A 23,816-nucleotide genomic window follows, 5' to 3' on the forward strand; every position below is an offset into this window, starting at 1 on the left:
GGGTGCACGGGTCGGTACTGTTCGCTTCGCCATGGAACCGGGCATTCCATCGGGGCAGCCCCTGCGCAGCGTGGCGGTCGAGCCCGGGCCTGCATGCGAAAAGGGCGGCCCGGAAGGCCGCCCCTGTCACGATGCATGCAGCGCGGCCGCTCAGGACTGCTTGTTCAACAAGGCGGTAAGCCGGTCGAGGTCCGTGCGGTAGCGGTCGAGCATGTTGGCGGTGACCCGGGCGTACCGGTTGGCCTCGTCCCAGCGGCGTGCCTCGATGGCTTCGCGCACGCCGGGTACGGTCTTGACGCCGTAGCCGGTGAGCATGCCGGGTGCGTAGATCAGGTGCTTGAACCAGTCGCGGCCGGGCAGACCGGCAGGATCGAGGAGGGCCTGCTCCATCCGGCCCATCGACTGGTTGAGCTGCTGCCGTTGCGCCGCGGTCAGGTCGAAGCCGCTGGCGGCGCGCCTGTCGTAGGCCGCCTGCCAGGCCTTGGCGCTCTGCGCGAGCCGCTTTGCCGCCTGGTCCAGCGGAGCCAGGTCGATCGCCGGCATGTCCGAGTCGCGCGCGGGCGGTGCGACCGGCCGGGTGGGGTCGGCGTCGAGCGCGAACGCGCGGCCGTCCAGCAGCTTGTGCTGCTGTTCGGTGGCCTTGCGGGTGTCGTCGACCAGCTTGTGCAGTTCACCCATGTAGCGGTCGAGCGTGCTGCTGAAGTCGCCGAAACGCAGCGGCAGCACGTCGGCATCGGCGGTGCGCAGCACGATGTGGCCGGCGACCTTGGCCAGCGCCACGCCGTACCCGAAGTCCGGGTCGCCGAAGCGCACGTAGTGGTCGAACGAGTCGTAGCGCGAGTGGTAGATGCCGTCGTCGTCGTCCTCGCCGCCGAAGCCGAGGTTCAGCGAGGCGATGCCGAGGTGTTCCAGGAAGGCGCTGTAGTCGGAACCGGAGCCCAGCGCCTGGATCGGCACGTCGCCGCCTTCGGCGGCCAGCTTGGCGATCGCCTTGGCCTCGGGCTTGGCGTCCTTGTTGCTGCCGTCGACCAGCATGTGCGCGCGCAGGCGTTCGCGCACGCTGACATGGGTTTCCGGATCGGTCACGCCGTCGGCCACCTGGTTGACCAGATGCTGCAGCGAATGGCTGCCGCCGGCATCGAGGAAGCCGCGGCCGTTGGTGTCGGAGTTGAGGTACAGCACGGCCTTCTGCTGCAGTTCCGCGGCATGCGCCTCGGCCCATTCGGTGGAACCGAGCAGGCCCGGCTCCTCGCCGTCCCAGCTGGCGTAGACGAGCGTGCGCTGGGGCCGCCAGCCCTGCTTGACCAGGCCGCCGATGGCCTTGGCCTCGGCCATCAGGGTGACGTTGCCGGAGAGCGGATCCCACGCGCCGAAGGTCCAGCCGTCGTGGTGGTTGCCGCGCACGACCCACTGGTCCGGCGCGGTGGCGCCCTTGAGCACGGCGATTACGTCGTAAACCGGTTTCTGGCTCCAGTCCGACAGCACGGTCAGGTGGACCTTGGCCGCGCTGGGGCCGACGCGGTAGCTCAGCGGCAGCGCGCCGCGCCAGCTGGCCGGCGCCATCGGGCCGCTCAGCGCCTGCAGCAGCGGGGTGGCGTCGGCGTAGGAGATCGGCAGCACCGGAATCTTCAGGATGGTCTTCGCGTCTTTCAGCGCCAGCCGTTTGGCGCCGGGCGTGGAGCCGATGCCCGGGGTCAGTGGGTCGCCCGGGTACAACTGCATGTCGGCCACCGAGCCGCGCTGCACACCTTGCGCCGGGCGCCAGCCGCCTTGCGGGTAGACCTCGCCCCGTGCGTAGCCGTCGTCGTGCGGGTCGGAATAGATCAGGCAGCCGATCGCGCCGTGTTCCTGCGCCAGCTTGGGTTTCAGGCCGCGCCAGCCCCCGCCGTAGCGGGTGATGACGATCTTGCCGCGCACGTCGATGCCGCGCCGCGCCAGCTCCTTGTAGTCGTCCGGCATGCCGTAGTTGGCGTAGACCAGCGGCGCGCTGACGTCGCCGTCGGCACCGTAGACGTTGTACGGCGGCAGGACACCCGGGAGGTCGGAGGTGGCATCGCCGGCGACGGCCGGTTCGTGCAGCGCCGCGGTGTAAGGGTTGGGGCCCAGCAGTTCCAGCGCCACTTTCTTCGGCGTGGGGTAGAGCACGCTGAATGTCTCGATATGCGCGTCCCAGCCCCATTCGCGGAATTTCGCCAGCATGAATTCGGCATTCGCCTTGTCGTGCGGCGAGCCGACCTGGTTCGGCTGCGACGCCATCTGCTTGAGCCAGCCGCGCAGTTCGGCGGGATCGAGCTGCGCGTCGAAACGCTGCTCCAGGCTTTGCTGGGCGGTGGCGGCGGCGCGGCTGAAGCCGAGCATCGCGCCGTCGTCGCGATCGGCAGGGGCGGCGATGGCGCCGGCGGCGGTGGCCAGCAGGCAGGCCATCGCCAGCAGTGGGCGGATCTTGGGGTGGGTCATGGGCGATCTCTCGGTGGGGCGGAAGGCGGGTGGCGGCATCGCCGCGGCGGCGGAGCGCGTGCGGGCGGTGAAGCGTGCTACGGCGACGGGCCGGCGGGCGATGCCGGCACGTCGATGTTCTGCGAGTAGATCGTCGGGTTCTGCTCGTCGCCGATGGTCAGGTGGTACTTGCCCGGCCGCAGGTAGAGTTCGCCCGGCGGCGCTTCCATGCCGGTGAGCACGCGGTCCTGCGGCGTGGCGTTCAATGGCACCGGGTCGAGCACCATGCGGTCCGCCGGGATCGCGTCATTGCCTTCGCCGGCATAGCGTGCCTCGATGAGGCACGGGTAATGGTGCTTGCAGCGTTCGCTGTCGACGAAATACGGCCGGCGCAACCCGCCGAGAGTGAGCCAGGTCGGCCGCCCGCGGCTCAGCTGCTGCGGCGGGAACACCACGCTGACGTCGTAGCCGGTGCGCAGCGTCCACGGCTTGCCTTCCGTGTTCGCGAACACGATTGGCGCGGTCGGCTGCAATTTTTCGATGATCGGCGCGTAATAGGGGTGGTCGTCGTCCCTGGCCGGGTGCGGGATCAGCATGGTCTGCTCGACCGAGAGCCCGTCGATGCGGGAAATTTCATACAGGTGCCTGGCCATCGAGGAGCCGCCCAGGAACGTGCCCGATTTCTGGATATGCGCGTAGCCGGCTTCGACGACCACCCGCGCCTGCGGATCCTTCGCGAACGTCTCGCGGTAGAGGTTGCGCGCCTGCTCGGCTTCGCGGGTGTCGCCCGTGGCGTCGGAGAGCGCCTCGTAGCCGATCACCTTGAAGCCGAGCTTCAAGGCGGTGCGCACCATTTCGGCACTGATCGGTTCCTCCGTGTAGAAACCGCTGGCGTCGGTGGGATAGCCGCGCGATTGCAGCCTGGTATCGGTCTGGTAGACGGTTTCGACGGCGAAATAATCGAACCCTTCCCGGCGCAGCCGGCTCAGCAACTGCACGCTGAGGGTACGGGTGAGCGGGATGTTGTGCGCCTCGTTGAGATAGACCAGCCGGTAGCCGCGGGCCAATGCCGGTATCGCCTCCAGCGCAGGCCTGGCTTGCCAGCTGCCATCGGCCAGCGGCGAGGGGTGGTCGTCCTTCTGCGGCGGCTGCTTGATGGAGAAGCTGGCTGCGGCGTCGGGGTAGTCGCCGATGAAGGTCTGGTACCAGCTCAGGTACTGGCTGAAGATCGGTCGGAACGCGGGATGCCTGTCGGCGGCATAGGCGTAGCGCATCACCTGGTAGCGGGCCAGCAGGCCCTTGCGCAGGTTGGCTTCCCGCATGATCTGCTCGGATTTCTCGGATGCGGCGAGCTGTTCCGCCTGCCATTGGCCGGCCGTTTGAGCGCGTATCGGCATGTTGCAGGACACCGTTGCCAGTGCCAGGCAAAACGCAAGGAGAGTCGAGCGGCTCGGCATCGGGTTCCCCGGATCGGATGTTCAGGCGGTTCGTCCCTGTTTTACCAGCGCGGGCCGGCGATGTCGCGCGACGGGGTATCGTGCCGCGTGGCCGCGCCGTCCGGCGGCCAGCATGGATCCAATGCCGGCCTGGCGCACCGTGCCGGACGTCACGGGACCGGACGGCCGATTCGGGCGCACAATGGGCGCTTGGTTGGGTCTGCGGAGGAAGATGTCATGCGCCAGACGGTCCTTGCTGTACTGCTTGCTCTCGTACTTCCCGCGGCTGCGCCGGCGGCGCCGCCACCCCACGGCGCCGCCGTTCCCGCCGCGGTGCGCAAGGCGCTCGACGATCCCGCGCGCCGGGCCGACAAGGCCGACGATGTCCGCCGCAAGGTCGCCGAAGTGATGGCGTTCGCCGGGGTCGCGCCGGGCCGGAAGGTGCTGGAACTGGTGCCCGGCAGCGGCTACTGGACGCGCGTGTTCAGCGCCGTCGTCGGCCCGCAGGGCCATGTCTACACCGTGTGGCCGCACGAGATGGACAAATACTCCGCCAAGAGTTTCGCGAACTGGCAGGGCCTGGTGGCCACGCCGCACTACGCGAACGTCAGCCTGCTGCAGCAGGCGGCGGCGCAGTTGAGCGTGCCCGAGCCGGTGGACGTGGTGTTCACCGCGCAGAACTACCACGATTACCACGACCCCTTCATGGGCCCGGTGGACATGGGCAAGTTCGACAGGCAGGTCTACGACGCGCTCAAGCCCGGCGGCGTGTTCGTGGTGATCGACCACGTGGCCCCGGCCGGCTCCGGCGTGGCCGATACCGACACGTTGCACCGCATCGACCCGGCCGTGGTGAAGCGCGAGGTGGAAGCCGCCGGCTTCGTGTTCGACGGCGAGAGCGACGCCCTGCGTAACCCCGCCGACCCGCACGACGCCAAGGTGTTCGACAAGTCGATACGCGGCCATACCGACCAGTTCGTCTACCGGTTCCGCAAGCCGGCGAAGTGACGCCGGCCCGCTTGAGCTGCCGTGGCTCCGGCGGCACCATCATGTACCGGGCGGACCCGCCGCCTGGTACATGATGCCGACCCGGATGATGAACCCCACCACCTCCCCGGCGCCCGTGGACGACCCGACCGATCCGCCCCCGGTGCGCCCGAGCGAACCGGATGCCGCCGATTGCTGCGGCGAGGGTTGCGTGCGCTGCGTCTACGACGTCTACGAAGAAGCGCTCGAACGCTACGAGGCCGCATTGGCGGCATGGCGCGCCCGGCATCCCTGAGCCGGCTGCCTTTTCCGGGAGGAACCATGACCATCCGCTATCGCCTCGCCCGCCCGCAGGATGCGCTCGCGATCGGGGCGCTGGCGCGCCGGGTAACGCGGCGCTGGATCCTGCCGTGGCAGCCGGCCAGTGCGGCCGGGCCGCTGCTTCACGGCATGGGCGCCAGGATGATCCGGGGCAAGATCCTGGCCGGCCAGCGCTTCCACCTGGCGTGGCAGGATGACGGGCGCCTGGTCGGAGTGGCGGCGATGCGCGACGATTCCCACCTGTTCCAGTTCTTCGTCAGCACCCGCATGCACGGGCGCGGCATCGCACGCCGGCTGTGGCAACGCACGATGCGCGATGCGGTGCGACGCGCCGGCACGCGGCGCTTCACGCTGAAAGCGTCGGCCATGGCGGTGCCGGTGTACCTGCATTTCGGTTTCGTGCCGAGCGGGCCGCTGCTGGTCAGCGACACCGGCCTGGTCACCCAGCCGATGCACCTGGACCTGCGCTGACGCGGCTATGCCGGCCGGGCCGGTTCATGCGCCTTCCCGCGGCGGGAAATGGCGGCGCAGGTCGTGCTGGCAGCGCGCCACCGATGCGGGGGCGAACCATTCGGGCCACGCGGGGCCAAGGTCGAGATCCTGCGCGATCCGCTCGTGCTCGCCCAGCAACTGCGCCATTGCCAGCTGGTCGGCCACGACCAGGGCCTTGCCCAGCGCCGATACCGCCGGACTGGCCCGGTTCCGGTATTCCGTGATGGCCTCGACCACGCGCGGCGGCAATTCCCAGTACTGCGCGGCCTGCAGCGTGAGCCGTGCGGCCAGATCGGCGCAGCCGGCGAGGAAAGGCGACGAGGGCGGCGCGCTGTCCATGGGGGCCAGCCGGCCGAGCAGGCGCACCACGGCGCCGGTACCGGCATGGCAGACGATGCCGGCCAGGTAGGCTTCGAACGCATCGCAGCCGCTGGCCTTGCCGAGCCATGCACAGGCGTGCGCGCAGCGTTCGGCATGGTTCCACAGGCGTTCGCCGGCGGTGTGGCCGAAGGCGCCGGCATTGGCCTGGAGAATGGGCTTCATCACATGCTGGGCTAGCACGCGGTGCAGGCCCTCCTGGCCCAGCACCACGACCGCCTGCTGCAGGCTGTTGATCGGTTGCGCGGCGCGGTAGTGCACGCTGCCGGTGACCCGCATGACCTCGCCCACGATCAGCGGATCGCGGCCGATCAGCCTGGCCAGCTGGCCGCCGGCGGCATTGCCGCTTTTCAGCGTGCGCAGCAGTTGCGGCAACACCACCGGCAGGCGCGGCAGGCTGCGCACGTCGAAACGCGCGCCGAGCAGTTCGAGCCGCCTGAGCGTGGCCAGCTCGGCGGCGCGGGGTTCGCCCGCGTCGCTGCCGGGCAGGTCGAATACGAAGCGGTGGAACCGATCTTCAATTTCCGCCGGCGGCATCGCCGACCGGGCGATCGGCGCAAGCGGCAGCGCACGCACGGACATCACGGCAGCCGGCTGTGCGCGGTTCGCTGATGCCGCCGGCTTGCGGCTGCGGAAAATGCGCCGCCACATATTCCCCATGTTCCGTGCCCCTCGTTCCGGCGCGCCGGCTCCCGGGCGCCCCGTATCGAATTATCGGCGTCGGGCGGGGAAAGTTTAGCGAGGGAGGCGACGCCGTCGCCTGCCGCCTGCGCGTGCTGCCGGCAGGCGTGCCGCGCAACGGCCCGCCGGCTGCTGCGGTCGTCCCGGTCTCGCCGTGGGCGAGGCCACCGGCCTACTTGCTCTTCTTCTTTTCCTGCTTGGCGGCCCTCTTTTCCTTCATGGTCTTGGCCGGTTTCTTCTTCTCGTTCTTCTTCGAGTCCATGCCCTTGCTCATGCTGTTCTCCATGTTGGTGTTGGGTGATGGCGAGATACGGTATGCTGGCAAGTCTAGGACGTTCCGCCGGTCATGGCGCAGGGTGGCCGCCGGCCGCGCTCAGAGGCGTTCGTCCGGCGCGAGATAGCGCCATTGCCCCGGCGGCAGTTTTGCCAGCGGGATGCGGCCCACGCGCAGGCACTTCATCGCCAGCACCTCCAGGCCGACCGCGTTGCACATTGGCTCGATCCGGCTCGGCTGCAGGACCTTGAACGCGAAGCGCAGGCGCCGTTCGCTCTGCCAGCTGACCTTGATCGGCGGCATCGCGTAGTGGTTGAAGCGCAGGCCGTGGTTGAGCAGGGCCAGCCCGTTCGGGATCAATTCGCCGCTGACCTCGACCACGAACTCCTGCTCGATCCGCTCGATGTCCTCGGTGAGCTTGCGGGTGACGCGCCAGTCCTGGGTGAAGATCAGCAGGCCGCTGGCCTGGGTCGGCAGCGGCAATGGCGTGGCGAGCCGGTGCAGGTGACGCTTCAGCGGGCGCACGCCGGAAGCGTCCTCGGCCCAGCGTGTCTGCGGGGTGACCAGTGCGCTGGCCGGGTTCAGGCCGTTGCCGGCGTCGTAGCCGGCGGGCTTGTGCAGCACCAGGGTGGCCGGTTCGGCGGGTGCCAGTTCGGCCTGCGGGTCGAGTTCGACGTGTTGCGTGTCGACCATGAACTGCGGCTCTTCCACCACGATGCCGTCCACCCGCACCCAGCCGCCCTCGATGTATTGCTCGGCCTCGCGCCGCGAGCACTGGGTCAGCGCGACGACGCGTTTGGCGAGGCGGACGGGTTCGGTCATCGGGGTGCCGTGGGGCGGAGATGGGCCATTGTAGGCGCAGGCCCCGGTGGCAATCCGCTCGGCCGCCCCCACATCGTGGCCATCCATCCTGGCGAGAGCCCGACATGATCCCGTTTTCCATCCTCGACCTGGCCCCGGTCACCGAAGGCAGCGACGCCGGCCAGGCGTTCCGCAACACGCTGGACCTGGCCCGGCTGGCCGAGCGGCTCGGCTACCGCCGCTACTGGCTGGCCGAGCACCACAACATGCCCGGCATCGCCAGCGCGGCGACAGCGGTGCTGATCGGCCACGTGGCCGGCGGTACCTCGACCATCCGCGTCGGCGCCGGCGGCATCATGCTGCCGAACCACGCGCCGCTGCAGGTGGCCGAGGCGTTCGGCACGCTGGCCTCGCTGTATCCGGGGCGGATCGACCTGGGCCTGGGCCGCGCGCCCGGCACCGACCAGCCCACCGCGAAGGCGTTGCGCCGCTACTTCGACAGTGCCGACGCGTTTCCGCACGACGTGCTGGAGTTGCTCGGCTATTTCGAGCCGGCCCGGCCTGGCCAGCCGGTGCGCGCCGTGCCTGGTGCCGGCATCGAGGTGCCGGTGTGGCTGCTCGGTTCCAGCCTGTTCGGCGCGCAGCTTTCGGCGCAGCTCGGGCTGCCGTTCGCGTTCGCCTCGCACTTCGCGCCGGATGCGATGGACGAGGCGCTGGCGCTGTACCGGCGCGATTTCCGGCCGTCGGCCCGGCTGCAGCAGCCGTACGCGATGCTCGGCCTCAACGTGGTTGCCGCCGGCAGCGACGCCGAGGCGCGACGGCTGTTCACCACCCAGCAGCAGAGTTTCATCAATCTGCGCCGCGGCCGGCCGGGGCTGATTCCGCCGCCGATCGGCGACATCGAGTCGTACTGGACGCCGCCGGAGAAGCTGATGGTGGAGCGCGCGCTGGCCTGCGCGGTGATCGGCGATGCCGGCACGGTGAAGGACGGCATCGCGGCATTCATCGCCAGGCACCGGCCGGACGAGCTGCTGCTTACCGCCAACGTGTTCGAGCACGCGGCGCGGCGGCATTCGTTCGAGATCGCGGCGGCGGTGCGCGATCGGCTATCGGCCGCGAGCTGAGCGCCACTGCCGTGGAGGTTCGGGCAGGGGCGCCGATCGGCCATAATGGGCGTTATTCCACGAAACCTTGAAGCTCCCCCACGCATGAAAACCCCCAAGGGCCTGCAGGACCTGATCGACGAAGGCGTGATCGACCAGGTGCTGCGGCCGCTGAAGAGCGGCAAGGAAGCCTCCGTCTACGTCGTGCGCTCGGGCGAGGACATCCGCTGCGCCAAGGTCTACAAGGACATGGCGCAGCGCAGCTTCCAGCAGCGCGTGCAATACCAGGAAGGCCGCAAGGTGCGCGGCAGCCGGCAGGCGCGCGCGATGGGCAAGGCCACCCGGTTCGGCCGCAAGGAAGCCGAGGCCGCCTGGAAGAACGCCGAGGTCGACGCGCTGTACCAGCTGACCGCCGCCGGCGTGCGCGTGCCGAAACCCTACGGCTACTTCAGCGGCGTGCTGGTGATGGAGCTGGTCACCGATGCGGACGGCCATTCGGCGCCGCGGCTGGGCGAGGTGGAGCTGTCGGCCGATACGGCGCGCGATTACCACCGCTTCCTGATGCAGCAGGTCGCGCGCATGCTGTGCGTGGGCCTGATCCACGGCGACCTGTCCGAGTACAACGTGCTGGTGGGGCCGCACGGCCCGGTGATCATCGACCTGCCGCAGGTGGTCAGCGCGTCGGGCAACAACGCGGCGCGCACCATGCTGCGCCGTGACGTGGGCAACATCACCATCAGCCTGTCGCGCTTCGCGCCGGAGCTGCTGGACACCCACTACGGCGAGGAAATGTGGGCGCTGTACGAACTGGGCGAACTGCACCCGGACAGCGAACTCACTGGCCGTTTCGAGTTCGACGAAACCGTCGCCGACGTCGACAGCGTGATGCAGTCGATCATCGACGCGCGGGAAGAAGCGATCATCCGCCAGCTGGGGCGCGAGGCGGCGATGCGGGGGGATTGAGCGGCGGCTTGCGAGCCCGGGTTCAGTCGGCGAAATCCGGCTCGAAGAAGCTCCAGCGCACGTCGCCGAACTCCGCCTTCATGGCGGCCTCGACGGTGTTGATCGCCTCGATCAGGTTCTGGTTGTCGGCAGTGGGCTGCATGCGCGCCTTCACCGCCACCATCACGTCGGGACCCATCTGCAGGGTGAGCAGGTTCAGCACCTCGGCGACTTCGGGACGGGCGTTGAGGAAGGCCAGCAACTCGTCGCGGCGGCGCGGTTCCACGCCCTGGCCGATCAGCAGCGCCTTCACCTCGATCGCCACCAGCACCGCCACCACGATCAGCAGCACGCCGATCGCGATGGTGCCGGCGGCGTCGAACAACAGGTTGCCGGTGAGCATGGTGGCGCCCACGGCGATCGCGGCCAGGCACAGGCCGAGCAGGGCGGCCAGGTCTTCGCCGAAGATCACCAGCAGTTCGCTGGAGCGGGTCTGGCGGAACCAGGTCCACAGGTCCTGCTCGCCGCGGGCCTTGTTCACCTCCTGCAGGCAGCCGCGCATCGAGATACCTTCGGCCACGATGCCGAAGATGAGCACGCCCAGCGCCAGCCACGGCCATTTCAGCGGCTCCGGTGCGGTGAGCTTGTGGATGCCTTCGTAGATCGAGAACATGCCGCCGACGCTGAACAGCAGGATGGCGACCAGGAACGACCAGAAGTACAGCGCGCGGCCCCAGCCCAGCGGGAATTCGTCCGATGGCGGCCGCCTGGCCTGGCGGATGCCGAGCAACAGCAGGCCCTGGTTGCCGCAGTCGGCCAGCGAATGCACCGCCTCGGCCATCATCGCGCCGGAGCTGGTGACAAGCGCGGCGAACAGCTTGGCCACGAAGATGGCGAAGTTGGCGCCCAGCGCGAGCAGGATCGCCTTGACGGGGTTGGTGTGACCGGACGACATGGGGCTTCAATCCCTGGGAACGAGGTCGCCCAGTCTAGCGGTGGCGCAGGATTTTGCGTGGCGTGTCAGCGGATGCCGACGCCCAGGCCCACGCCGAAATGGACGTTGTTGCGGCCCTTGTTCATTTCCTCGGTGGTCCAGACGTGCGACTGCGCCACGCTGACCAAGGGAAACACGTAGTCGGCCTCGCCGACCTTGCCGGCGCGGCTTCCGCTGAGCTTGCCGTCGACCGTCATCAGCGCGCCGGAGGGATAATCCAGCGGCTCCACGTAGCCGGGCATCACCGCGATGAAGCGGCCGCTGCCGCTGTCGTTCGCCTTCGGCCGTTGCGAGGCATCCAGCGGGTAGGCCAGCAGCTCGACCTCGCTGTGGTCGGCGAGCACCTTGACCTGCACGATGCGGCCGCCCCAGATCACCTGGCTGTTGCTGAATTTTTCCGGTGATTGCGCGACCTGGAACGGCGCGGCGGTGACCGCGGCGCCGGTGGTCTTGTAGATCGGCGCCGGGGCGCAGGCGGCCAGCAACAGCAGGGCGGCCGGCGCGGCGAGACGGGTCAGCAGGAAGGCTGGGCGGGTGCGCATGATCGGGCTCCTGGAGGAACGCTGCGGGTGATGTCGAGCTTAGCGGCGACCCGGCGGCCGCGGTAGCCGCGACGCGGGCAGCGGGCTGGGCGTGTTCAGCTGGCTGCCGGCTTCGTCCAGCAGCCAGTCCAGCTTCCATTCCGCCGGACGGTCCTGCGACAGCAGGCTGGCCAGCACGCGCAGCGGTTCGCGCAGGGTGTCGTCCAGGTTCCACGGCGCGTTGAGGATCACCATGCCCGAGCCGTTGAGGCGCAGCGGCGAATCGTCCGGGTGCACCAGCAGCTCGGCGCGCAGGATGCGTTTCACCCCGCTGTGCTGCAGCTTGCGCAGGAACGGCTGCACCTGGCTGCGCAGCTTGATCGGGTACCACACCGCGTAGACGCCGGTAGGCCAGCGCAGCAGGGCCGACTTCAGCGCCTGCTCGATCAGCCTGTATTCGGCTTCCTGCGCTTCGTACGGCGGGTCGATCAGCACCAGACCGCGCTTTTCCTTCGGCGGCAGCAGCGCCTTCAGCGCCTCGTAGCCGTCGCGCTGGTGCACGTGCACCTGCGGGTTGCCGCGGAACAGTTCGCGCAGCTTCGTCGCCTCCTCGGCATGCAGTTCGCACAGCTGGGCGCTGTCGCCCGGGCGCAGCAGGCGGGTGACCTGCAGCGGCGAGCCTGGGTAGTGCTTCAGACCCTGTTCGTTGCCTTCGCCCTTGAGGATGCTGGCGCGCCAGCGCTGCAGCAGCGGCGGCACCTTTTCGGCCGGATGCAGGCGCGCGATGCCGTCCTTGTGCTCGCCGGTCTTCTTCGCCTCGAAGCCTTCCAGCGGATAGTCGCCGCTGCCGGCGTGGGTGTCGATGTAGCAGAACGGCGCGGGCTTGGCCTGCATCGCCTCGACCAGCGCGAGCAGCACCGTGTGTTTCAGGACATCGGCGAAATTGCCGGCGTGGTAGGCGTGGCGGTAATTCATGGCGCCAGTATAGGGGCTGCGCCGAGCCGGTCCGCACAACGAAAGCTGCCGGCAAATTTCAGCCGGTCTACACATGGCCGGGTGCAGGATGCATGTGTTGCGTCCTGCAACTCATCCATGAGGACTGACCAGATGAACATGTCACGCAAATCGCTGGTGTCGATAGCCGGTTCACTGGCCCTGGCGCTGGCTGCCAGCGGCGTGGTCGCCGCGCAGGACAGCATGCCCGCGAACAGCTCCATGCGCGCGCAGCACGCCGGCATGATGAAAGGCATGCATGGCAACATGAAGAGCATGCACATGATGCCGGCCACGGTGACCACGGTGGATACGAAGACCGGCCTGGTCGAGGCGGAATCCGAAGGCATGGCGCTCAAGCTGCATTTCCCCCCAGTCGCCGTGGCCGACCTGAAAGCCGGTGACAAGATCACGCTGCACATGGGGTTCAGCAAGCCGTAAGTCGCTGGAACCCGCCTCCAGAGTTGAGGGCGTCGGGCCGCACAGGTAAGCTCGCCGCATGACTTTCTCGCTGCGCCAGCTGGTCCGCTCACGTCGCTTCCGCGCGATGGGCGTGTTGGCGTGGCTGATGCTGGTCCTCAACTCGCTGGCGGCCGCGTCGCCGCAGATGGCCGGAATGCCTCGGGGCCATGCCGTGCCGATGGCGGCGGCCGGTGCGCATGCCGATCCAGCCGGGCCGGTGACAGGCATCGCGTCCACGGGGGCCGACCCGGTGGATTGTTGCGGCCAGCTGGTCGCCCATCATGGCGCTTGCGCGGCGATCTGCGTCACCGCGCTGGCGCCGGCGGCCGCGGTGGCACTCACCCCGGTGGCGTTGACCGCGGCTTACGCGATGCCGCGGCGGCTCAGCCTGCCCTCGCGGGTTGCCGCACCGCCGCTGCGACCGCCGTTGGCCTGACTCTCCCTCGTTGTTGCCGAGCTTTGCTCATGCCGATCGCGTGCCGGTCGGTGTGCCCCATGCTTGCGATCGGTATCGGTGCGCTCGATGCCGTCGCATTGGAGAGATTCCATGAACCTGTTGCCCCCGTCGCCGACCGATCTGTCGCGACGCCGTTTCGTGCAAGGCGTCGCCATCGGCGGCGTTGCGGCCGGCCTCGGCCTGCTGCGCCCGTCGAATGCCTGGGCGCTGACCAGCCCGGGCCAGCCCACCGTGCTGAGCGGCACCGATTTTGCGCTGGACATCATAGAGACCGCCGTCAATTTCACCGGGGTGGCGCGACCGGCAACCACCGTCAACGGCAGCGTGCCCGGCCCGCTGCTGCGCTGGAAGCAGGGCACCACGGTGAACCTGCGCGTGACCAACCGCTTGCGCGTGCCCACCTCGATCCACTGGCACGGCATCATCCTGCCGTTCCGGATGGACGGCGTGCCCGGTCTCAGCTTCGACGGCATCGCGCCGGGCGAAAGCTTTCTCTACCGGTTCCAGGTGCGCCAGAGCGGCACCTACTGGTATCACTCGCACTCGGCTTTCCAGGAGCAGAACGCGTTGTACGGCCCGCTGGTGATCGAACCGGCCGGCCCCGAGCGCTACCCGATCGATCGCGACTACGTGGTGATGCTCAACGACTGGACCGACGAGGACCCGGAGCGCATCTACGCCAAGCTCAAGAAGCAGAGCGACTACTACAACTTCGCCCAGCCGACCGTGCCGGATTTCTTCCGCGACGTGCGCGAGAAGGGATTGGGCCAGGCGCTGGCGATGCGCAGGATGTGGAACGAGATGCGCATGAACCCGACCGACCTGGGCGACGTTTCCGGCTATACCTACACCTACCTGATGAACGGCGCTGCGCCGGCCGGCAACTGGACCGGCATCTTCAAGCCCGGCGAGAAGATCCGGCTGCGCTTCATCAACGGTTCGTCGTCCACCATCTTCGACGTGCGCATCCCCGGCCTGAAGATGACGGTGATCGCCGCCGACGGCCAGGACGTGCAGCCGGTGCCGGTCGACGAGTTCCGCATCTCGGCGGCCGAAACCTACGACGTCGTCGTCGAGCCGCAGGACGAGCGCGCGTACACGCTGTTCGCCCAGTCGATCGACCGCAGCGGCTACGCGCGCGGCACGCTGGCGCCGCGGCAGGGCATGTCCGCCGAGGTGCCGGCGCTGGACAAGCGCGTGTGGCTTGGCATGCGGGACATGATGGGCGCGATGCCGCACGCGGACCACGGCGGCGGCCATGCCGCGATGCCCGGTATGGATCATGCCGGCATGGATCACGGCAACATGGCCGGCATGGCGGCCGCACCCGCACCCGTCGTGCGCCACGCCCGTACCGAATACGGCCCCGGCGTGGACATGCATGTCGACATGCCGCGCACCAACCTCGACGATCCAGGCATCGGCCTGCGCGATAACGGCCGCCGCGTGCTCACCTATGCCGACCTGCACACCATCGGCGGCCCGATCGATGCGCGCGAGCCCGGCCGCGAGATCGAGCTGCACCTGACCGGCAACATGGAGCACTTCATGTGGTCGTTCGACGGCATCAAGTTCTCCGACGCCAAGCCGGTGCATTTCAACACCGGCGAGCGCCTGCGCATCGTGCTGGTCAACGACACCATGATGAACCACCCGATCCACCTGCACGGCATGTGGAGCGAGCTGGAGAATCCCGACGGCCAGTTCCAGGTGCGCAAGCACACCATCAACGTGCAGCCGGCCCAGCGCATCACCTATGCGGTAACGGCCGATGCGCCGGGCCGCTGGGCCTACCACTGCCACCTGCTGTACCACATGGAGGCGGGCATGTTCCGCGAGGTGGTGGTGTCATGAAGAGGCATCGTCGCGACACTTCGATCGTTTCGCTTCGTTCGGCGTTGCTGGCCGCTCTGCTGCTGGCGTTGCCGCTGACGGCAATGGCGCAGAGCGCTCCCGCCTCGTCGAGCAGTACGGCGCCGATGGCGATGGGTGCCATGCCGGGCATGGATCACGCCGGCATGCACGACATGGCGATGCCGGCCACCGCAGGCAGCGCCACGAAGCCGACGATGAAAGCGCCGGCCAAGAAGGCGAGGAAGCCGCATGCTCCGGACACGCCGGCACCTTCACCCGCAGGCATGCATGACATGAGCGGGATGGATCACGGCCCGATGGCGGAGATGGATCATGGCGCCATGACCGGGATGGATCACGGCTCGACGCCTGCCACGCCCATGACATCCGGCCACGACATGTCGGGCATGCACCACGGCGCGATGCATGATGTGGATTCGGCGCCCGGCATGACCATGGTGCCGATGCAGGGCGGTCGCGCACCGGCGGACGCACGCAGCGGCGATTATTCTGACGGCATCGCCGCCAGCCCCGCGCACCGATTGCACATGCACGGCAGCGCGCCGGCCGGCATGCTGCTGGTCGATCAACTGGAAGCGTTCCACGGCCACAACGGCAACGGCCAGTCGTGGGAAGCCGAAGGCTGGTACGGCAGCGACACGGACAAGCTGTGGCTGCGCAGCGAGGGCGAGCGTAGCCGCGGCAGGCTCGAAGATGGCGAGGTCGAGGCGTTGTGGAACCACGCCGTCGCCGCGTTCTGGAGCACGCAACTGGGTGCGCGCCATGACTTCGGAGCCGGCCCGCAGCGGGAGTGGGCCGCGTTCGGCGTGCAGGGTCTGGCGCCGTACTGGTTCGAGGTCGAGGCAACCGCCTACGTCGGGCCTTCGGGGCGCACCGCGGCGCGCCTGCGGGCCCACTATGAACTGCTGTTCACCCAGCGGCTGATCCTGCAGCCGGAGCTGGAGGTGAACTTCCATGGCAGGTCCGACCCGGCACGTGGCATCGGTAGCGGTCTCACGGATACGAAGCTTGGGTTGCGCCTGCGCTACGAGATCCGGCGTGAATTCGCGCCGTACATCGGCGTAGTCTGGTCACGCCGCCACGGAGCCACCGCCGACTTCGCCCGCGACGAGCATCAGGCTGTTTCCGACCGGCAGTGGGTTGCCGGCGTCCGCATCTGGTTCTGAAGGAAAGCCCATGAAACGACTCATCGTCACCCTCGCGATTCTCTGCGTCGTCGCCATCGCCGGCGTCGGTGCCTTCGTCTGGTCCGGCGTCTACAACATCGGCGCCGACGACCACCACACGAGACCCGTCTACGCGCTGATGCAGGCGCTGCGCGAGCGCTCGATCGAGCATCACGCGAAGGACATCGTGGTACCGAACCTCGACGACCCGCAGCTGATCCTCAAGGGCGCCGGTCAGTACGCGGCGATGTGCACCGGTTGCCATCTGGCGCCGGGCATGGCCGAGAACGAAATGCGCTCGGGCCTGTACCCGAAGCCGCCGCAATTGTCGAAATTCCGGCCCGACCCGCGCGAGGCGTTCTGGGTGATCAAGCACGGCGTCAAGATGAGCGCGATGCCGGCGTGGGGCGCCAGCCACGACGACGCCACGATCTGGAGCATGGTCGCGTTCCTGCAGAAACTGCCCGGCATGACGCCGGCGCAGTACCAGGACATCGTGGCGAAGGCGCCGCCGGATGAAGACATGGACATGGATATGCCCGGCGAGGCCGGCCACAGCCACGGTGCGGCGGAGCACGAGCATGAGCAATGACTACATCAACAGCCACACCGAACGGCGTGATGGCGTCGATCCGGCAACAACCCGCACCCATGCCAGGAGCATGACAATGAAACGATGGTTTTCCCGCATGGGCATCAGCCTGTTGTTTGCCGCACTGTTCACGCCGGTGGCAATGGGGGCGAACGCGTTCGACGTGTACAGCGATCCGTCCTGCGGCTGCTGCGGCGCGTGGGTCGGTTACATGCGCGCGCAGGGCTACACCGTCACCGTGCATCAGGATCAGCCGATGGCGGCGGTGAAGACGCGGCTCGGCGTACCGGCCGGCGCCATGTCCTGCCACACCGCACTGATCGACGGCTACGTGATCGAAGGGCACGTGCCGGTGGAGGACATCCGCCGCCTGCTCGCCGAACGGCCGGACGCGCGCGGCCTCGCCGCACCGGGCATGCCGATGGGCTCGCCCGGCATGGAGATGGGCGAGCCCGAGCGCTATGACGTGGTGCTGATCGGCCGCGACGGCTCGACCCGGGTCTATGCGAGCCACGGCCCGGGAGTGTGAGCAATGCCGCCTTGCCATTCGCGTCGCCGCTCATTTGACCTTTGTCAATGACGCACGCGATCGTCTGCATTACGGTGGCCATGGCATGAAAAGCGCATTCCACCTCCGTCCGCGTACCCGTCGCCGCCTTGCGTGGCTGGTGGCCTTGATGCTGTTGTGGCAGCAGGTGGCGGTGGCTGCGTATGCCTGTACCACCGTGCCGGCATCGCTGGCCGCCGCGGCGACGCAGGCTGATGCGCCTTCGATGGCAGCGATGGGCAACGGTTGCGCGGAAATGCCGGCGGCTCCGACGGCTCCTGTAGGTCCGATCTGCCAGCAGCACTGCCAGCCCGGCCACGCCACCCAGGTCGACGTCCGCACGGCCTCGGTGCCATTCAATGCGCTGACCGCACTGCCGCCGATGTTGTTGTCCGTGGCGGCCGCGGCCTTGCCGTCGCATCGAACCCTGGCGCGTCTCGATCGTTTGCGCGCGCCACCACCCGCACCCATGTTGTTGTACTGCGCACTCCTGATTTGATCTGACACGTCGCGGCATCCACCGACGTGGCGTCGTGCCCGCTGTGGCAAGACGCAAATTTCAGATCGACGGAGTGTTCACCCATGTTGTCCATTCATTTCGCCCGGCGCCTGATGGTGGCGGGTCTGGCCGCGCTCCTGTGGAGCGCCGTGGCCGCGACGGCGCATGCCGCCGAACCGCCGCTGACACTTACGCTTGACGCCGCCATCCATCAGGCGATCGAGCGCGCACCCATGCTGGAGGCGCGCCGTGCCCAGTCGGAATCAGCCCGGCAGGAAGCGGCCCGTGCGGGTGCGTTGCCCGATCCCCAACTCACCGTCGGGGTCGACAATCTGGCCGTGCAGGGGCCGGGGGCGTTTACGGCCGGCGGTGACAGCATGACCATGCGCACCGTTGGGATCAGTCAGGCCCTGCCATCGCGCAGCAAGCGCCAGGCCGAACGGGCGATGGGCAGCGCCAATGCGACTTTGGCTGCATCGTCGGAAGTGGCGACCACCTTGTCGATCCAGCAGCAGGTGGCCGATGCCTGGATCACCGCGTGGGGCGCGCACCACGAAACCATGATGCTGCAGTCCATGCGGCAGGCGTGGGTGCAAGACGTGGCCGTGGCAAAAGCGCGACTACGTGGTGGCACCGGCAGCGCGGCGGAAGTATTGGCCGTTCGCATGGCCGCCCTCGACCTGGAAAACCGCATCGATGAGGCGAGCGCACGGGAGGCTCAGGCCCGCGCGAGCCTGGCGCGCTGGCTGGGTTCACCGACCGCACAGCCGTTGGCCGATGCACCGGACTTCGCCGTGCTGCCGCACGACGAAGCGTCCTTGCTGGCCAGCCTCGATCGTCAGGGCAACCTGCTGGGGTGGCCGGCCCGCGAACAGGCTGCCGAAGCGGCTCTTGCCGTCGCCCGTGCCGACAAGCATCCCGCATGGAACGTCGGCCTGAGCTACGGCTCCCGTGTGCGGGGCTTGTCCGACATGGTGTCGCTGCAGGTCGGGGTAAGCCTGCCGCTGTTCACACGCAACCGACAGGATCGGGGCATTTCCGCCCGCGCGGCTGACCTCGATGCGGTTCACGCCGAACACGATGACGCACGCCGCCAGCAGGCCGAGGCGATCCAGTCGGCCTGGGCGCAATGGGAATCGCTCGGCCAGCAAGTGCGTCGGCATCGCTATGCCTTGCTCCCGCTGGCCAACGACCGCGCGGCCCTGGCGCTCGCCGCGTACCGTGGCGGCGGTGAGATCCAGCCCTTGCTGGATGCCCGTCGCGATGAGATCGCCCACCACACCGATTACGCCCGCATGCAGGCCGAGTACGGCCGTGCCTGGGCGGCGCTGGCCTATCTATTGCCTAATTCGGAGACGACGCCATGAAGCGCGTACTGATGATGCCCGTCGCAGTTTTACTGGCGGCCGCTCTGCTCCTGATCGGCTACTTCGGTGGCCGCGATCATTCGTCATCGACACCATCGCAGGCCAATACCACCGCATCCTCGCCGGAAGGCGGCGGTAAAAAAATCCTGTATTGGTACGACACGATGGTGCCGCAGCAGCATTTCGACAAGCCGGGCCTGTCGCCGATGGGCATGCAGATGGTGCCCAAATATGCCGATGAGAAGCCGGCTGATGAGAAGCCGACCGATGAAGGGGTGGCCAAGGATGTCGTCCGGATCGATCCGGCGACGGTGCAGAACCTGGGTGTGCGCACCGCTCCGGTGGAGCGCCGCGTGCTGGCGTCGGCGATCCGGGTACCGGGTACGGTCACGTGGGATCTGCGGCAAGCCATCACCATCAGCGCCCGCACCGATGCGGTAGTGAGCCAGCTGGACGTACGCGCACCGTATGCCGTGGTCAAAGCAGGTGAGCCGCTGGCCGAACTGCTGGCGCCGCAATGGAGCAGTGCACTGGCCGAATACGATGCGCTTCAGCATGTGCAGTCGGCCGACGCGAAAGGCCTTCGCGCGGCTTCGCGGGAACGCCTGCAGGTGCTGGGCCTGACGCCTGCCGATATTCGGTCGTCGCGTCATGGCGCGGGTGCGGCGATCACGCTGCACGCCCCGCAGGCGGGCGTCGTCACGACACTGGACGTGCGTGAAGGCCAGCGCGTCACTGCCGGTCAAACCTTGATGACCGTGAATGGCCTGTCCACCGTGTGGATCGAGGCCGCCCTGCCGCAGGCGGCAGCCGGCACGGTGCGCCGTGGCACGCCGGTGGTGGTCACGGTCGATGCCCTGCCGGGTCGATCGTTTCCCGGCAACGTGGAAACCCTGCTGCCGGATGTGGATGCGATGACGCGCACCCAGCGCGCCCGCATCGTGCTCGACAATCCCGACGGTGCCTTGAGTCCGGGCACGTTCGCCACCGTGCAACTCAATCCGACTCCGGACGCGGCCGTGCCGGTGGTACCGGACGACGCGCTGATCGCGACGGGCATCCACACGCGAGTCATCCTTGCCGAGGGAGATGGCCATTTCCGTGCTGTATCGGTGCGCATCGGGCGTGCAGCCGGCGGCTATACGGAAATTCTCGACGGCCTCACGGGTGGCGAAAAGGTCGTGGTCTCCGGCCAGTTCCTGATCGATTCGGAGGCGAGCCTGTCGGGTGCGCTGGAGCGCCTGAATAGCACCTCTGCCAAACCGGCTTCGGCCACGAGTGTGTCAATGCCGGGCATGCCGATGGGAGACGGACGATGATCGCCGCCCTGATCCGCGCGGCGATCGCGCATCGCGTGTTCGTGCTGCTGGCCGCGCTGGCACTGGCGGCGACCGGGGTGTTCTTCGCGCTACATACGCCGGTTGATGCGCTGCCCGACCTGTCCGACACCCAGGTGATCATCCGCACCAGCTACCCGGGCCAATCGCCGCAGGTGGTCGAGGATCAGGTCACCTATCCGCTCGCCACCACCATGCTCTCGGTGCCCGGCGCGACGACGGTGCGCGCCTTTTCGTTCTTCGGCGACTCCTACGTCGACGTGCTGTTCGATGACAGCACCGACTTGTATTGGGCCCGCTCGCGGGTACTGGAGTATCTGAGCCAGGCGCGCGATCGCCTGCCGGCCGGTGTCACGCCCGCCCTCGGTCCCGATGCGACGGGACTCGGCTGGATCTACGAATACGCCCTGATCGATCGCACCGGCCAGCACGACCTCGGCCAGTTGCGCGCGCTGCAGGACTGGTTCCTGCGCTATCAGCTCAAGACCGTGCCGAATGTCGCCGAAGTCGCCACCCTGGGCGGCATGGAGCGGGCGTGGCAGATCGTGCCCGATCCGCAGGCGCTGGCGGCGCGCGGAATCACCGTGGCGCAACTGGTCGATGCAGTGCGCAGCGCCAATGGCGCCAACGGCGGTTCGGTGATCGAACAGGGTGAAGCGGAGCTGATGGTGCGCAGCGAAGGCTACCTGAAGAGCCGCACGGACTTCGAAAACGTGCCGATCACCGCCAACGCCGGCGGCGTGCCGGTGCTGCTGCGCGATGTGGCGACGGTGCGGCGTGGCCCGACGTTTCGCCGTGGCCTCGCCGAACTGGACGGGCAAGGTGAAGTGGTCGGCGGCATCATCGTGATGCGCACGGGCAAGAACGCGAAGGCCACCATCGCCGCCGTGAAAGCACGGCTGGCCGAACTGCAGCGCAGCCTGCCGGCCGGCGTCGAGATCGTGCCCACCTACGATCGCTCGCGGCTGATCGACGCCGCCGTGAGCAATCTGTGGAGCAAGTTGTTCGAAGAATTCCTGGTGGTGACGCTGGTCTGCGTGTTGTTTCTGGGGCACCTGCGCTCGGCGCTGGTGGCCGTGATCACGCTGCCGCTGGGCGTGTTGGTCGCCTTCATTGCACTGCATCTGCAAGGCGTCACGGCGAACCTGATGTCGCTCAGCGGTATCGCGATCGCGATCGGCGCGATGGTGGATGCGGCGATCGTGATGATCGAGAACGCACACAAGCATCTGGAACATTGGCGTAACGCGAACGACGGACGTGAACCGCAAGGTACAGAACGGTGGCCCCTGGTCGCCGATGCCGCCGCCGAGGTGGGGCCCGCGCTGTTCGTGAGCCTGTTGATCATCGCGCTGTCGTTCGTGCCGGTGTTTGCGCTGCAGGGCCAGGAAGGCAAGTTGTTCAAGCCGCTGGCCTTCACCAAGACCTACGCGATGGCTGCCGCGGCCGGGCTGGCGGTGACGCTGGTGCCGGTGCTGATGGGTTATCTGATTCGCGGGCGTATTCGGCCGGAACATGCCAACCCGCTCAACCGCGGCCTGATCGCAGGGTACCGGCCGATCCTGGAAGCGGTGCTGCGTTACCCGAAAGCGACCCTGGTGCTGGCTGGTGTGCTGCTGCTCACCGCGGTCATTCCGGTGACCCAGCTCGGCAGCGAGTTCATGCCCGCGATGAACGAAGGCACGTTGCTGTACATGCCCACCGCCTTGCCGGGGCTGTCCGCCGGCAAGGCCTCGCAGTTGCTGCAGTTGACCGATCGCATGATCAAGACCGTGCCCGAGGTCGATCATGTGTTTGGCAAGGCGGGGCGCGCCGAAACGGCCACCGATCCGGCGCCGCTGGAAATGTTCGAAACCGCGATCACCTTCAAGCCGAAGGACCAGTGGCGGCCCGGCATGACGATGGACAAGATCAAGGCGGAACTGGACAAGGCGGTACACGTGCCGGGGCTGACGAACTTGTTCGTGCCGCCGATCCGCAATCGCATCGACATGCTTTCCACCGGCATCAAGAGCCCGATCGGCATCAAGGTGCTGGGTACCGACCTGGCCACGCTGCAGACCGTGGCCGATCGGATCGAAACGGTGGCGAAGACCGTACCCGGTGTCAGTTCGGCGATCGCCGAGCGCCCGGCCAGTGGCCGCTACGCCGATGTGGCCATCCGCCGCGACGCCGCCGCGCGCTACGGCTTGACCCAGGAGCGCGTGCAGCAACTGATCGCGACCGTGGTCGGCGGCGATCCGATCGGCCAGACCGTCGAAGGGCGCGAACGTTATCCCATCGTGGTGCGCTACCCGCGCGCCGAGCGCGATTCCATCGGAGCGCTGCGGCAGTTGCCGATCGTCGCCGCCAGCGGTGCGCAGATCACGCTTGGCCAGGTCGCCGACATTGCCGTTGAGGCAGGACCGTCCATGCTGAAAAGCGAGGACGGCCAGTTGGCCACTTATGTCTACGTCGATACGGCCGGCAGCGATTTGGGCACGGTGGTGGCCAGCCTGCAACGCGCGGTGGCGCAGCAAGTCAAATTGCCACCGGGCACCACCGTGGCGTGGTCCGGTCAGTTCGAATACCTGGCCAGTGCCATGGAAAGGCTCAAGGTGGTGGTGCCGATTGCGCTGGTGATCATTTTTCTGTTGATCTATGCCGTTTTCCGACGTGTGAGCGAAGCGGCGCTGATCATGGCCAGCGTGCCGCTGGCACTGGTCGGCGGCCTGTGGTTGATCTGGTGGCTTGGTCATGCGGTATCGGTGGCCACGATCATCGGCTTCATTGCGTTGGCGGGTGTCGCTGCCGAATTCGGCGTGGTGATGCTGCTTTACCTGCACCATGCCTGGGAGCACCAACTTGCGCTCGATCCCCACGCTGGCCCAGAAGCGCTGGACGAAGCGATCCGCGAAGGTGCCGTACAGCGCGTGCGCCCGAAGGCGATGACCGTCGCGGTCATTCTCGCCGGTCTGTTTCCGATCCTGCTCGGCCACGGCGCCGGTTCGGAAGTGATGCAACGCATAACCGCCCCGATGATCGGCGGCATGGTCACTGCACCCTTGCTGTCCATGCTCGTTATACCTGCGGCGTATCGCCTGCTGGTTCGTTATCGGCTGCGTAAAGTCAGCAAGACGAGCCCCACACTTCAGCCCAACCCGCAAGGAAACTGA

At 67.9% G+C, this 23,816-nt stretch carries 21 protein-coding genes and 1 pseudogene; 15 read left to right on the forward strand and 7 right to left on the reverse strand.

Going from position 1 to position 23,816, the window contains the following annotated elements; genetic code table 11:
- Nucleotides 1-150: 150 nt before the first annotated feature.
- Both AC3WRN_RS14495 and AC3WRN_RS14500 read right to left on the reverse strand, forming a co-directional pair.
- On the reverse strand, nucleotides 151-2,457 hold the full coding sequence (locus AC3WRN_RS14495; RefSeq protein ID WP_492623494.1) for a transferrin receptor-like dimerization domain-containing protein: 2,307 nt from the start codon (nucleotides 2,455-2,457) through the stop codon (nucleotides 151-153).
- A 77-nt stretch (nucleotides 2,458-2,534) separates the two neighbouring features.
- Nucleotides 2,535-3,833 carry a hypothetical protein gene (locus tag AC3WRN_RS14500; RefSeq protein ID WP_492623495.1) on the reverse strand — a complete coding sequence of 433 codons (1,299 nt, stop codon included), beginning with the start codon at nucleotides 3,831-3,833 and terminating at the stop codon, nucleotides 2,535-2,537.
- Nucleotides 3,834-4,109: 276 nt separating this feature from the next.
- On the opposite strand from AC3WRN_RS14500, the gene AC3WRN_RS14505 reads away from it, so the two are divergent.
- From AC3WRN_RS14505 to AC3WRN_RS14515, 3 genes are all read left to right on the forward strand, one after another.
- The gene (locus AC3WRN_RS14505) at nucleotides 4,110-4,880 is read left to right on the forward strand and encodes a class I SAM-dependent methyltransferase (RefSeq protein WP_492623496.1); all 771 of its coding nucleotides are present in this window, start codon (nucleotides 4,110-4,112) and stop codon (nucleotides 4,878-4,880) included.
- Between the two features lie 88 nt (nucleotides 4,881-4,968).
- Nucleotides 4,969-5,154: an oxidoreductase-like domain-containing protein gene (locus AC3WRN_RS14510; RefSeq protein WP_492623530.1), complete on the forward strand. Its 186-nt coding sequence runs from the start codon at nucleotides 4,969-4,971 to the stop codon at nucleotides 5,152-5,154.
- A gap of 26 nt (nucleotides 5,155-5,180) precedes the next feature.
- Nucleotides 5,181-5,651, forward strand: coding sequence for a GNAT family N-acetyltransferase (locus AC3WRN_RS14515; protein ID WP_492623497.1), 471 nt, complete (start codon nucleotides 5,181-5,183; stop codon nucleotides 5,649-5,651).
- A 24-nt stretch (nucleotides 5,652-5,675) separates the two neighbouring features.
- Here AC3WRN_RS14515 and AC3WRN_RS14520 read toward each other — a convergent pair whose 3' ends face one another.
- Nucleotides 5,676-6,632, reverse strand: a complete 957-nt coding sequence (locus AC3WRN_RS14520) for an HDOD domain-containing protein (protein ID WP_492623498.1) — start codon at nucleotides 6,630-6,632, stop codon at nucleotides 5,676-5,678.
- Nucleotides 6,633-7,104: 472 nt separating this feature from the next.
- Nucleotides 7,105-7,827: an rRNA pseudouridine synthase gene (locus AC3WRN_RS14525; protein WP_492623499.1), complete on the reverse strand. Its 723-nt coding sequence runs from the start codon at nucleotides 7,825-7,827 to the stop codon at nucleotides 7,105-7,107.
- 104 nt (nucleotides 7,828-7,931) lie between these two features.
- Between AC3WRN_RS14525 and AC3WRN_RS14530 the strand changes: the two genes are divergently transcribed.
- Together AC3WRN_RS14530 and AC3WRN_RS14535 are read left to right on the forward strand one after the other, a co-directional pair.
- Nucleotides 7,932-8,930 carry an LLM class flavin-dependent oxidoreductase gene (locus AC3WRN_RS14530; protein WP_068095456.1) on the forward strand — a complete coding sequence of 333 codons (999 nt, stop codon included), beginning with the start codon at nucleotides 7,932-7,934 and terminating at the stop codon, nucleotides 8,928-8,930.
- A gap of 84 nt (nucleotides 8,931-9,014) precedes the next feature.
- Nucleotides 9,015-9,872, forward strand: a complete 858-nt coding sequence (locus AC3WRN_RS14535) for a PA4780 family RIO1-like protein kinase (protein ID WP_492623500.1) — start codon at nucleotides 9,015-9,017, stop codon at nucleotides 9,870-9,872.
- A 22-nt stretch (nucleotides 9,873-9,894) separates the two neighbouring features.
- On the opposite strand, the gene AC3WRN_RS14540 is transcribed toward AC3WRN_RS14535, so the two are convergent.
- From AC3WRN_RS14540 to AC3WRN_RS14550, 3 genes are all read right to left on the reverse strand, one after another.
- Complete coding sequence (locus AC3WRN_RS14540; RefSeq protein ID WP_068095460.1) at nucleotides 9,895-10,806, reverse strand: cation diffusion facilitator family transporter; 912 nt, start codon at nucleotides 10,804-10,806, stop codon at nucleotides 9,895-9,897.
- Between the two features lie 65 nt (nucleotides 10,807-10,871).
- Nucleotides 10,872-11,387, reverse strand: coding sequence for a Slp family lipoprotein (locus tag AC3WRN_RS14545; protein WP_068095462.1), 516 nt, complete (start codon nucleotides 11,385-11,387; stop codon nucleotides 10,872-10,874).
- 39 nt (nucleotides 11,388-11,426) lie between these two features.
- Entirely contained in the window at nucleotides 11,427-12,341 is a 915-nt protein-coding gene (locus AC3WRN_RS14550) for a 23S rRNA (adenine(2030)-N(6))-methyltransferase RlmJ (RefSeq protein WP_068095464.1), read from the reverse strand.
- Between the two features lie 132 nt (nucleotides 12,342-12,473).
- Between AC3WRN_RS14550 and AC3WRN_RS14555 the strand changes: the two genes are divergently transcribed.
- The 10 genes and pseudogenes from AC3WRN_RS14555 to AC3WRN_RS14600 all read left to right on the forward strand — a co-directional run bounded on the left by AC3WRN_RS14555 (nucleotide 12,474) and on the right by AC3WRN_RS14600 (nucleotide 23,816).
- On the forward strand, nucleotides 12,474-12,800 hold the full coding sequence (locus AC3WRN_RS14555; protein WP_068095466.1) for a hypothetical protein: 327 nt from the start codon (nucleotides 12,474-12,476) through the stop codon (nucleotides 12,798-12,800).
- A 58-nt stretch (nucleotides 12,801-12,858) separates the two neighbouring features.
- A complete protein-coding gene (locus AC3WRN_RS14560; RefSeq protein WP_492623501.1) occupies nucleotides 12,859-13,257 on the forward strand; it encodes a hypothetical protein in 399 nt (132 codons plus the stop codon).
- Nucleotides 13,258-13,368: 111 nt separating this feature from the next.
- Nucleotides 13,369-15,132 carry a copper resistance system multicopper oxidase gene (locus tag AC3WRN_RS14565; protein WP_492623502.1) on the forward strand — a complete coding sequence of 588 codons (1,764 nt, stop codon included), beginning with the start codon at nucleotides 13,369-13,371 and terminating at the stop codon, nucleotides 15,130-15,132.
- Nucleotides 15,129-16,319 carry a copper resistance protein B gene (locus tag AC3WRN_RS14570; RefSeq protein WP_492623503.1) on the forward strand — a complete coding sequence of 397 codons (1,191 nt, stop codon included), beginning with the start codon at nucleotides 15,129-15,131 and terminating at the stop codon, nucleotides 16,317-16,319. Before AC3WRN_RS14565 ends, AC3WRN_RS14570 begins: the two co-directional genes overlap by 4 nt.
- 10 nt (nucleotides 16,320-16,329) lie before the next feature.
- A pseudogene (locus AC3WRN_RS14575) lies at nucleotides 16,330-16,902 on the forward strand (c-type cytochrome); the annotation flags it as partial.
- An 85-nt stretch (nucleotides 16,903-16,987) separates the two neighbouring features.
- The gene (locus AC3WRN_RS14580) at nucleotides 16,988-17,440 is read left to right on the forward strand and encodes a DUF411 domain-containing protein (protein ID WP_492623531.1); all 453 of its coding nucleotides are present in this window, start codon (nucleotides 16,988-16,990) and stop codon (nucleotides 17,438-17,440) included.
- 85 nt (nucleotides 17,441-17,525) lie between these two features.
- Nucleotides 17,526-17,957 (forward strand): hypothetical protein, encoded by a 432-nt coding sequence (locus AC3WRN_RS14585; RefSeq protein WP_492623504.1) that lies wholly within the window; start codon nucleotides 17,526-17,528, stop codon nucleotides 17,955-17,957.
- An 83-nt stretch (nucleotides 17,958-18,040) separates the two neighbouring features.
- Nucleotides 18,041-19,324 (forward strand): TolC family protein, encoded by a 1,284-nt coding sequence (locus tag AC3WRN_RS14590; RefSeq protein WP_492623505.1) that lies wholly within the window; start codon nucleotides 18,041-18,043, stop codon nucleotides 19,322-19,324.
- Nucleotides 19,321-20,643, forward strand: coding sequence for an efflux RND transporter periplasmic adaptor subunit (locus tag AC3WRN_RS14595; protein WP_492623506.1), 1,323 nt, complete (start codon nucleotides 19,321-19,323; stop codon nucleotides 20,641-20,643). Before AC3WRN_RS14590 ends, AC3WRN_RS14595 begins: the two co-directional genes overlap by 4 nt.
- On the forward strand, nucleotides 20,640-23,816 hold the full coding sequence (locus AC3WRN_RS14600) for an efflux RND transporter permease subunit (RefSeq protein WP_492623507.1): 3,177 nt from the start codon (nucleotides 20,640-20,642) through the stop codon (nucleotides 23,814-23,816). Before AC3WRN_RS14595 ends, AC3WRN_RS14600 begins: the two co-directional genes overlap by 4 nt.

The organism is Rhodanobacter sp. FW101-FHT13A11, from assembly GCF_058790335.1.

What these genes read in the sequence shown, in the direction of transcription:
- AC3WRN_RS14495 (WP_492623494.1), bottom strand. Translation starts at nt 2,457, where the DNA reads ATGACCCACCCCAAGATCCGCCCACTGCTGGCGATGGCCTGCCTGCTG.
- AC3WRN_RS14500 (WP_492623495.1), bottom strand. Translation starts at nt 3,833, where the DNA reads ATGCCGATACGCGCTCAAACGGCCGGCCAATGGCAGGCGGAACAGCTC.
- AC3WRN_RS14505 (WP_492623496.1), top strand. Translation starts at nt 4,110, where the DNA reads ATGCGCCAGACGGTCCTTGCTGTACTGCTTGCTCTCGTACTTCCCGCG.
- AC3WRN_RS14510 (WP_492623530.1), top strand. Translation starts at nt 4,969, where the DNA reads ATGAACCCCACCACCTCCCCGGCGCCCGTGGACGACCCGACCGATCCG.
- AC3WRN_RS14515 (WP_492623497.1), top strand. Translation starts at nt 5,181, where the DNA reads ATGACCATCCGCTATCGCCTCGCCCGCCCGCAGGATGCGCTCGCGATC.
- AC3WRN_RS14520 (WP_492623498.1), bottom strand. Translation starts at nt 6,632, where the DNA reads ATGTCCGTGCGTGCGCTGCCGCTTGCGCCGATCGCCCGGTCGGCGATG.
- AC3WRN_RS14525 (WP_492623499.1), bottom strand. Translation starts at nt 7,827, where the DNA reads ATGACCGAACCCGTCCGCCTCGCCAAACGCGTCGTCGCGCTGACCCAG.
- AC3WRN_RS14530 (WP_068095456.1), top strand. Translation starts at nt 7,932, where the DNA reads ATGATCCCGTTTTCCATCCTCGACCTGGCCCCGGTCACCGAAGGCAGC.
- AC3WRN_RS14535 (WP_492623500.1), top strand. Translation starts at nt 9,015, where the DNA reads ATGAAAACCCCCAAGGGCCTGCAGGACCTGATCGACGAAGGCGTGATC.
- AC3WRN_RS14540 (WP_068095460.1), bottom strand. Translation starts at nt 10,806, where the DNA reads ATGTCGTCCGGTCACACCAACCCCGTCAAGGCGATCCTGCTCGCGCTG.
- AC3WRN_RS14545 (WP_068095462.1), bottom strand. Translation starts at nt 11,387, where the DNA reads ATGCGCACCCGCCCAGCCTTCCTGCTGACCCGTCTCGCCGCGCCGGCC.
- AC3WRN_RS14550 (WP_068095464.1), bottom strand. Translation starts at nt 12,341, where the DNA reads ATGAATTACCGCCACGCCTACCACGCCGGCAATTTCGCCGATGTCCTG.
- AC3WRN_RS14555 (WP_068095466.1), top strand. Translation starts at nt 12,474, where the DNA reads ATGAACATGTCACGCAAATCGCTGGTGTCGATAGCCGGTTCACTGGCC.
- AC3WRN_RS14560 (WP_492623501.1), top strand. Translation starts at nt 12,859, where the DNA reads ATGACTTTCTCGCTGCGCCAGCTGGTCCGCTCACGTCGCTTCCGCGCG.
- AC3WRN_RS14565 (WP_492623502.1), top strand. Translation starts at nt 13,369, where the DNA reads ATGAACCTGTTGCCCCCGTCGCCGACCGATCTGTCGCGACGCCGTTTC.
- AC3WRN_RS14570 (WP_492623503.1), top strand. Translation starts at nt 15,129, where the DNA reads ATGAAGAGGCATCGTCGCGACACTTCGATCGTTTCGCTTCGTTCGGCG.
- AC3WRN_RS14580 (WP_492623531.1), top strand. Translation starts at nt 16,988, where the DNA reads ATGAAACGATGGTTTTCCCGCATGGGCATCAGCCTGTTGTTTGCCGCA.
- AC3WRN_RS14585 (WP_492623504.1), top strand. Translation starts at nt 17,526, where the DNA reads ATGAAAAGCGCATTCCACCTCCGTCCGCGTACCCGTCGCCGCCTTGCG.
- AC3WRN_RS14590 (WP_492623505.1), top strand. Translation starts at nt 18,041, where the DNA reads ATGTTGTCCATTCATTTCGCCCGGCGCCTGATGGTGGCGGGTCTGGCC.
- AC3WRN_RS14595 (WP_492623506.1), top strand. Translation starts at nt 19,321, where the DNA reads ATGAAGCGCGTACTGATGATGCCCGTCGCAGTTTTACTGGCGGCCGCT.
- AC3WRN_RS14600 (WP_492623507.1), top strand. Translation starts at nt 20,640, where the DNA reads ATGATCGCCGCCCTGATCCGCGCGGCGATCGCGCATCGCGTGTTCGTG.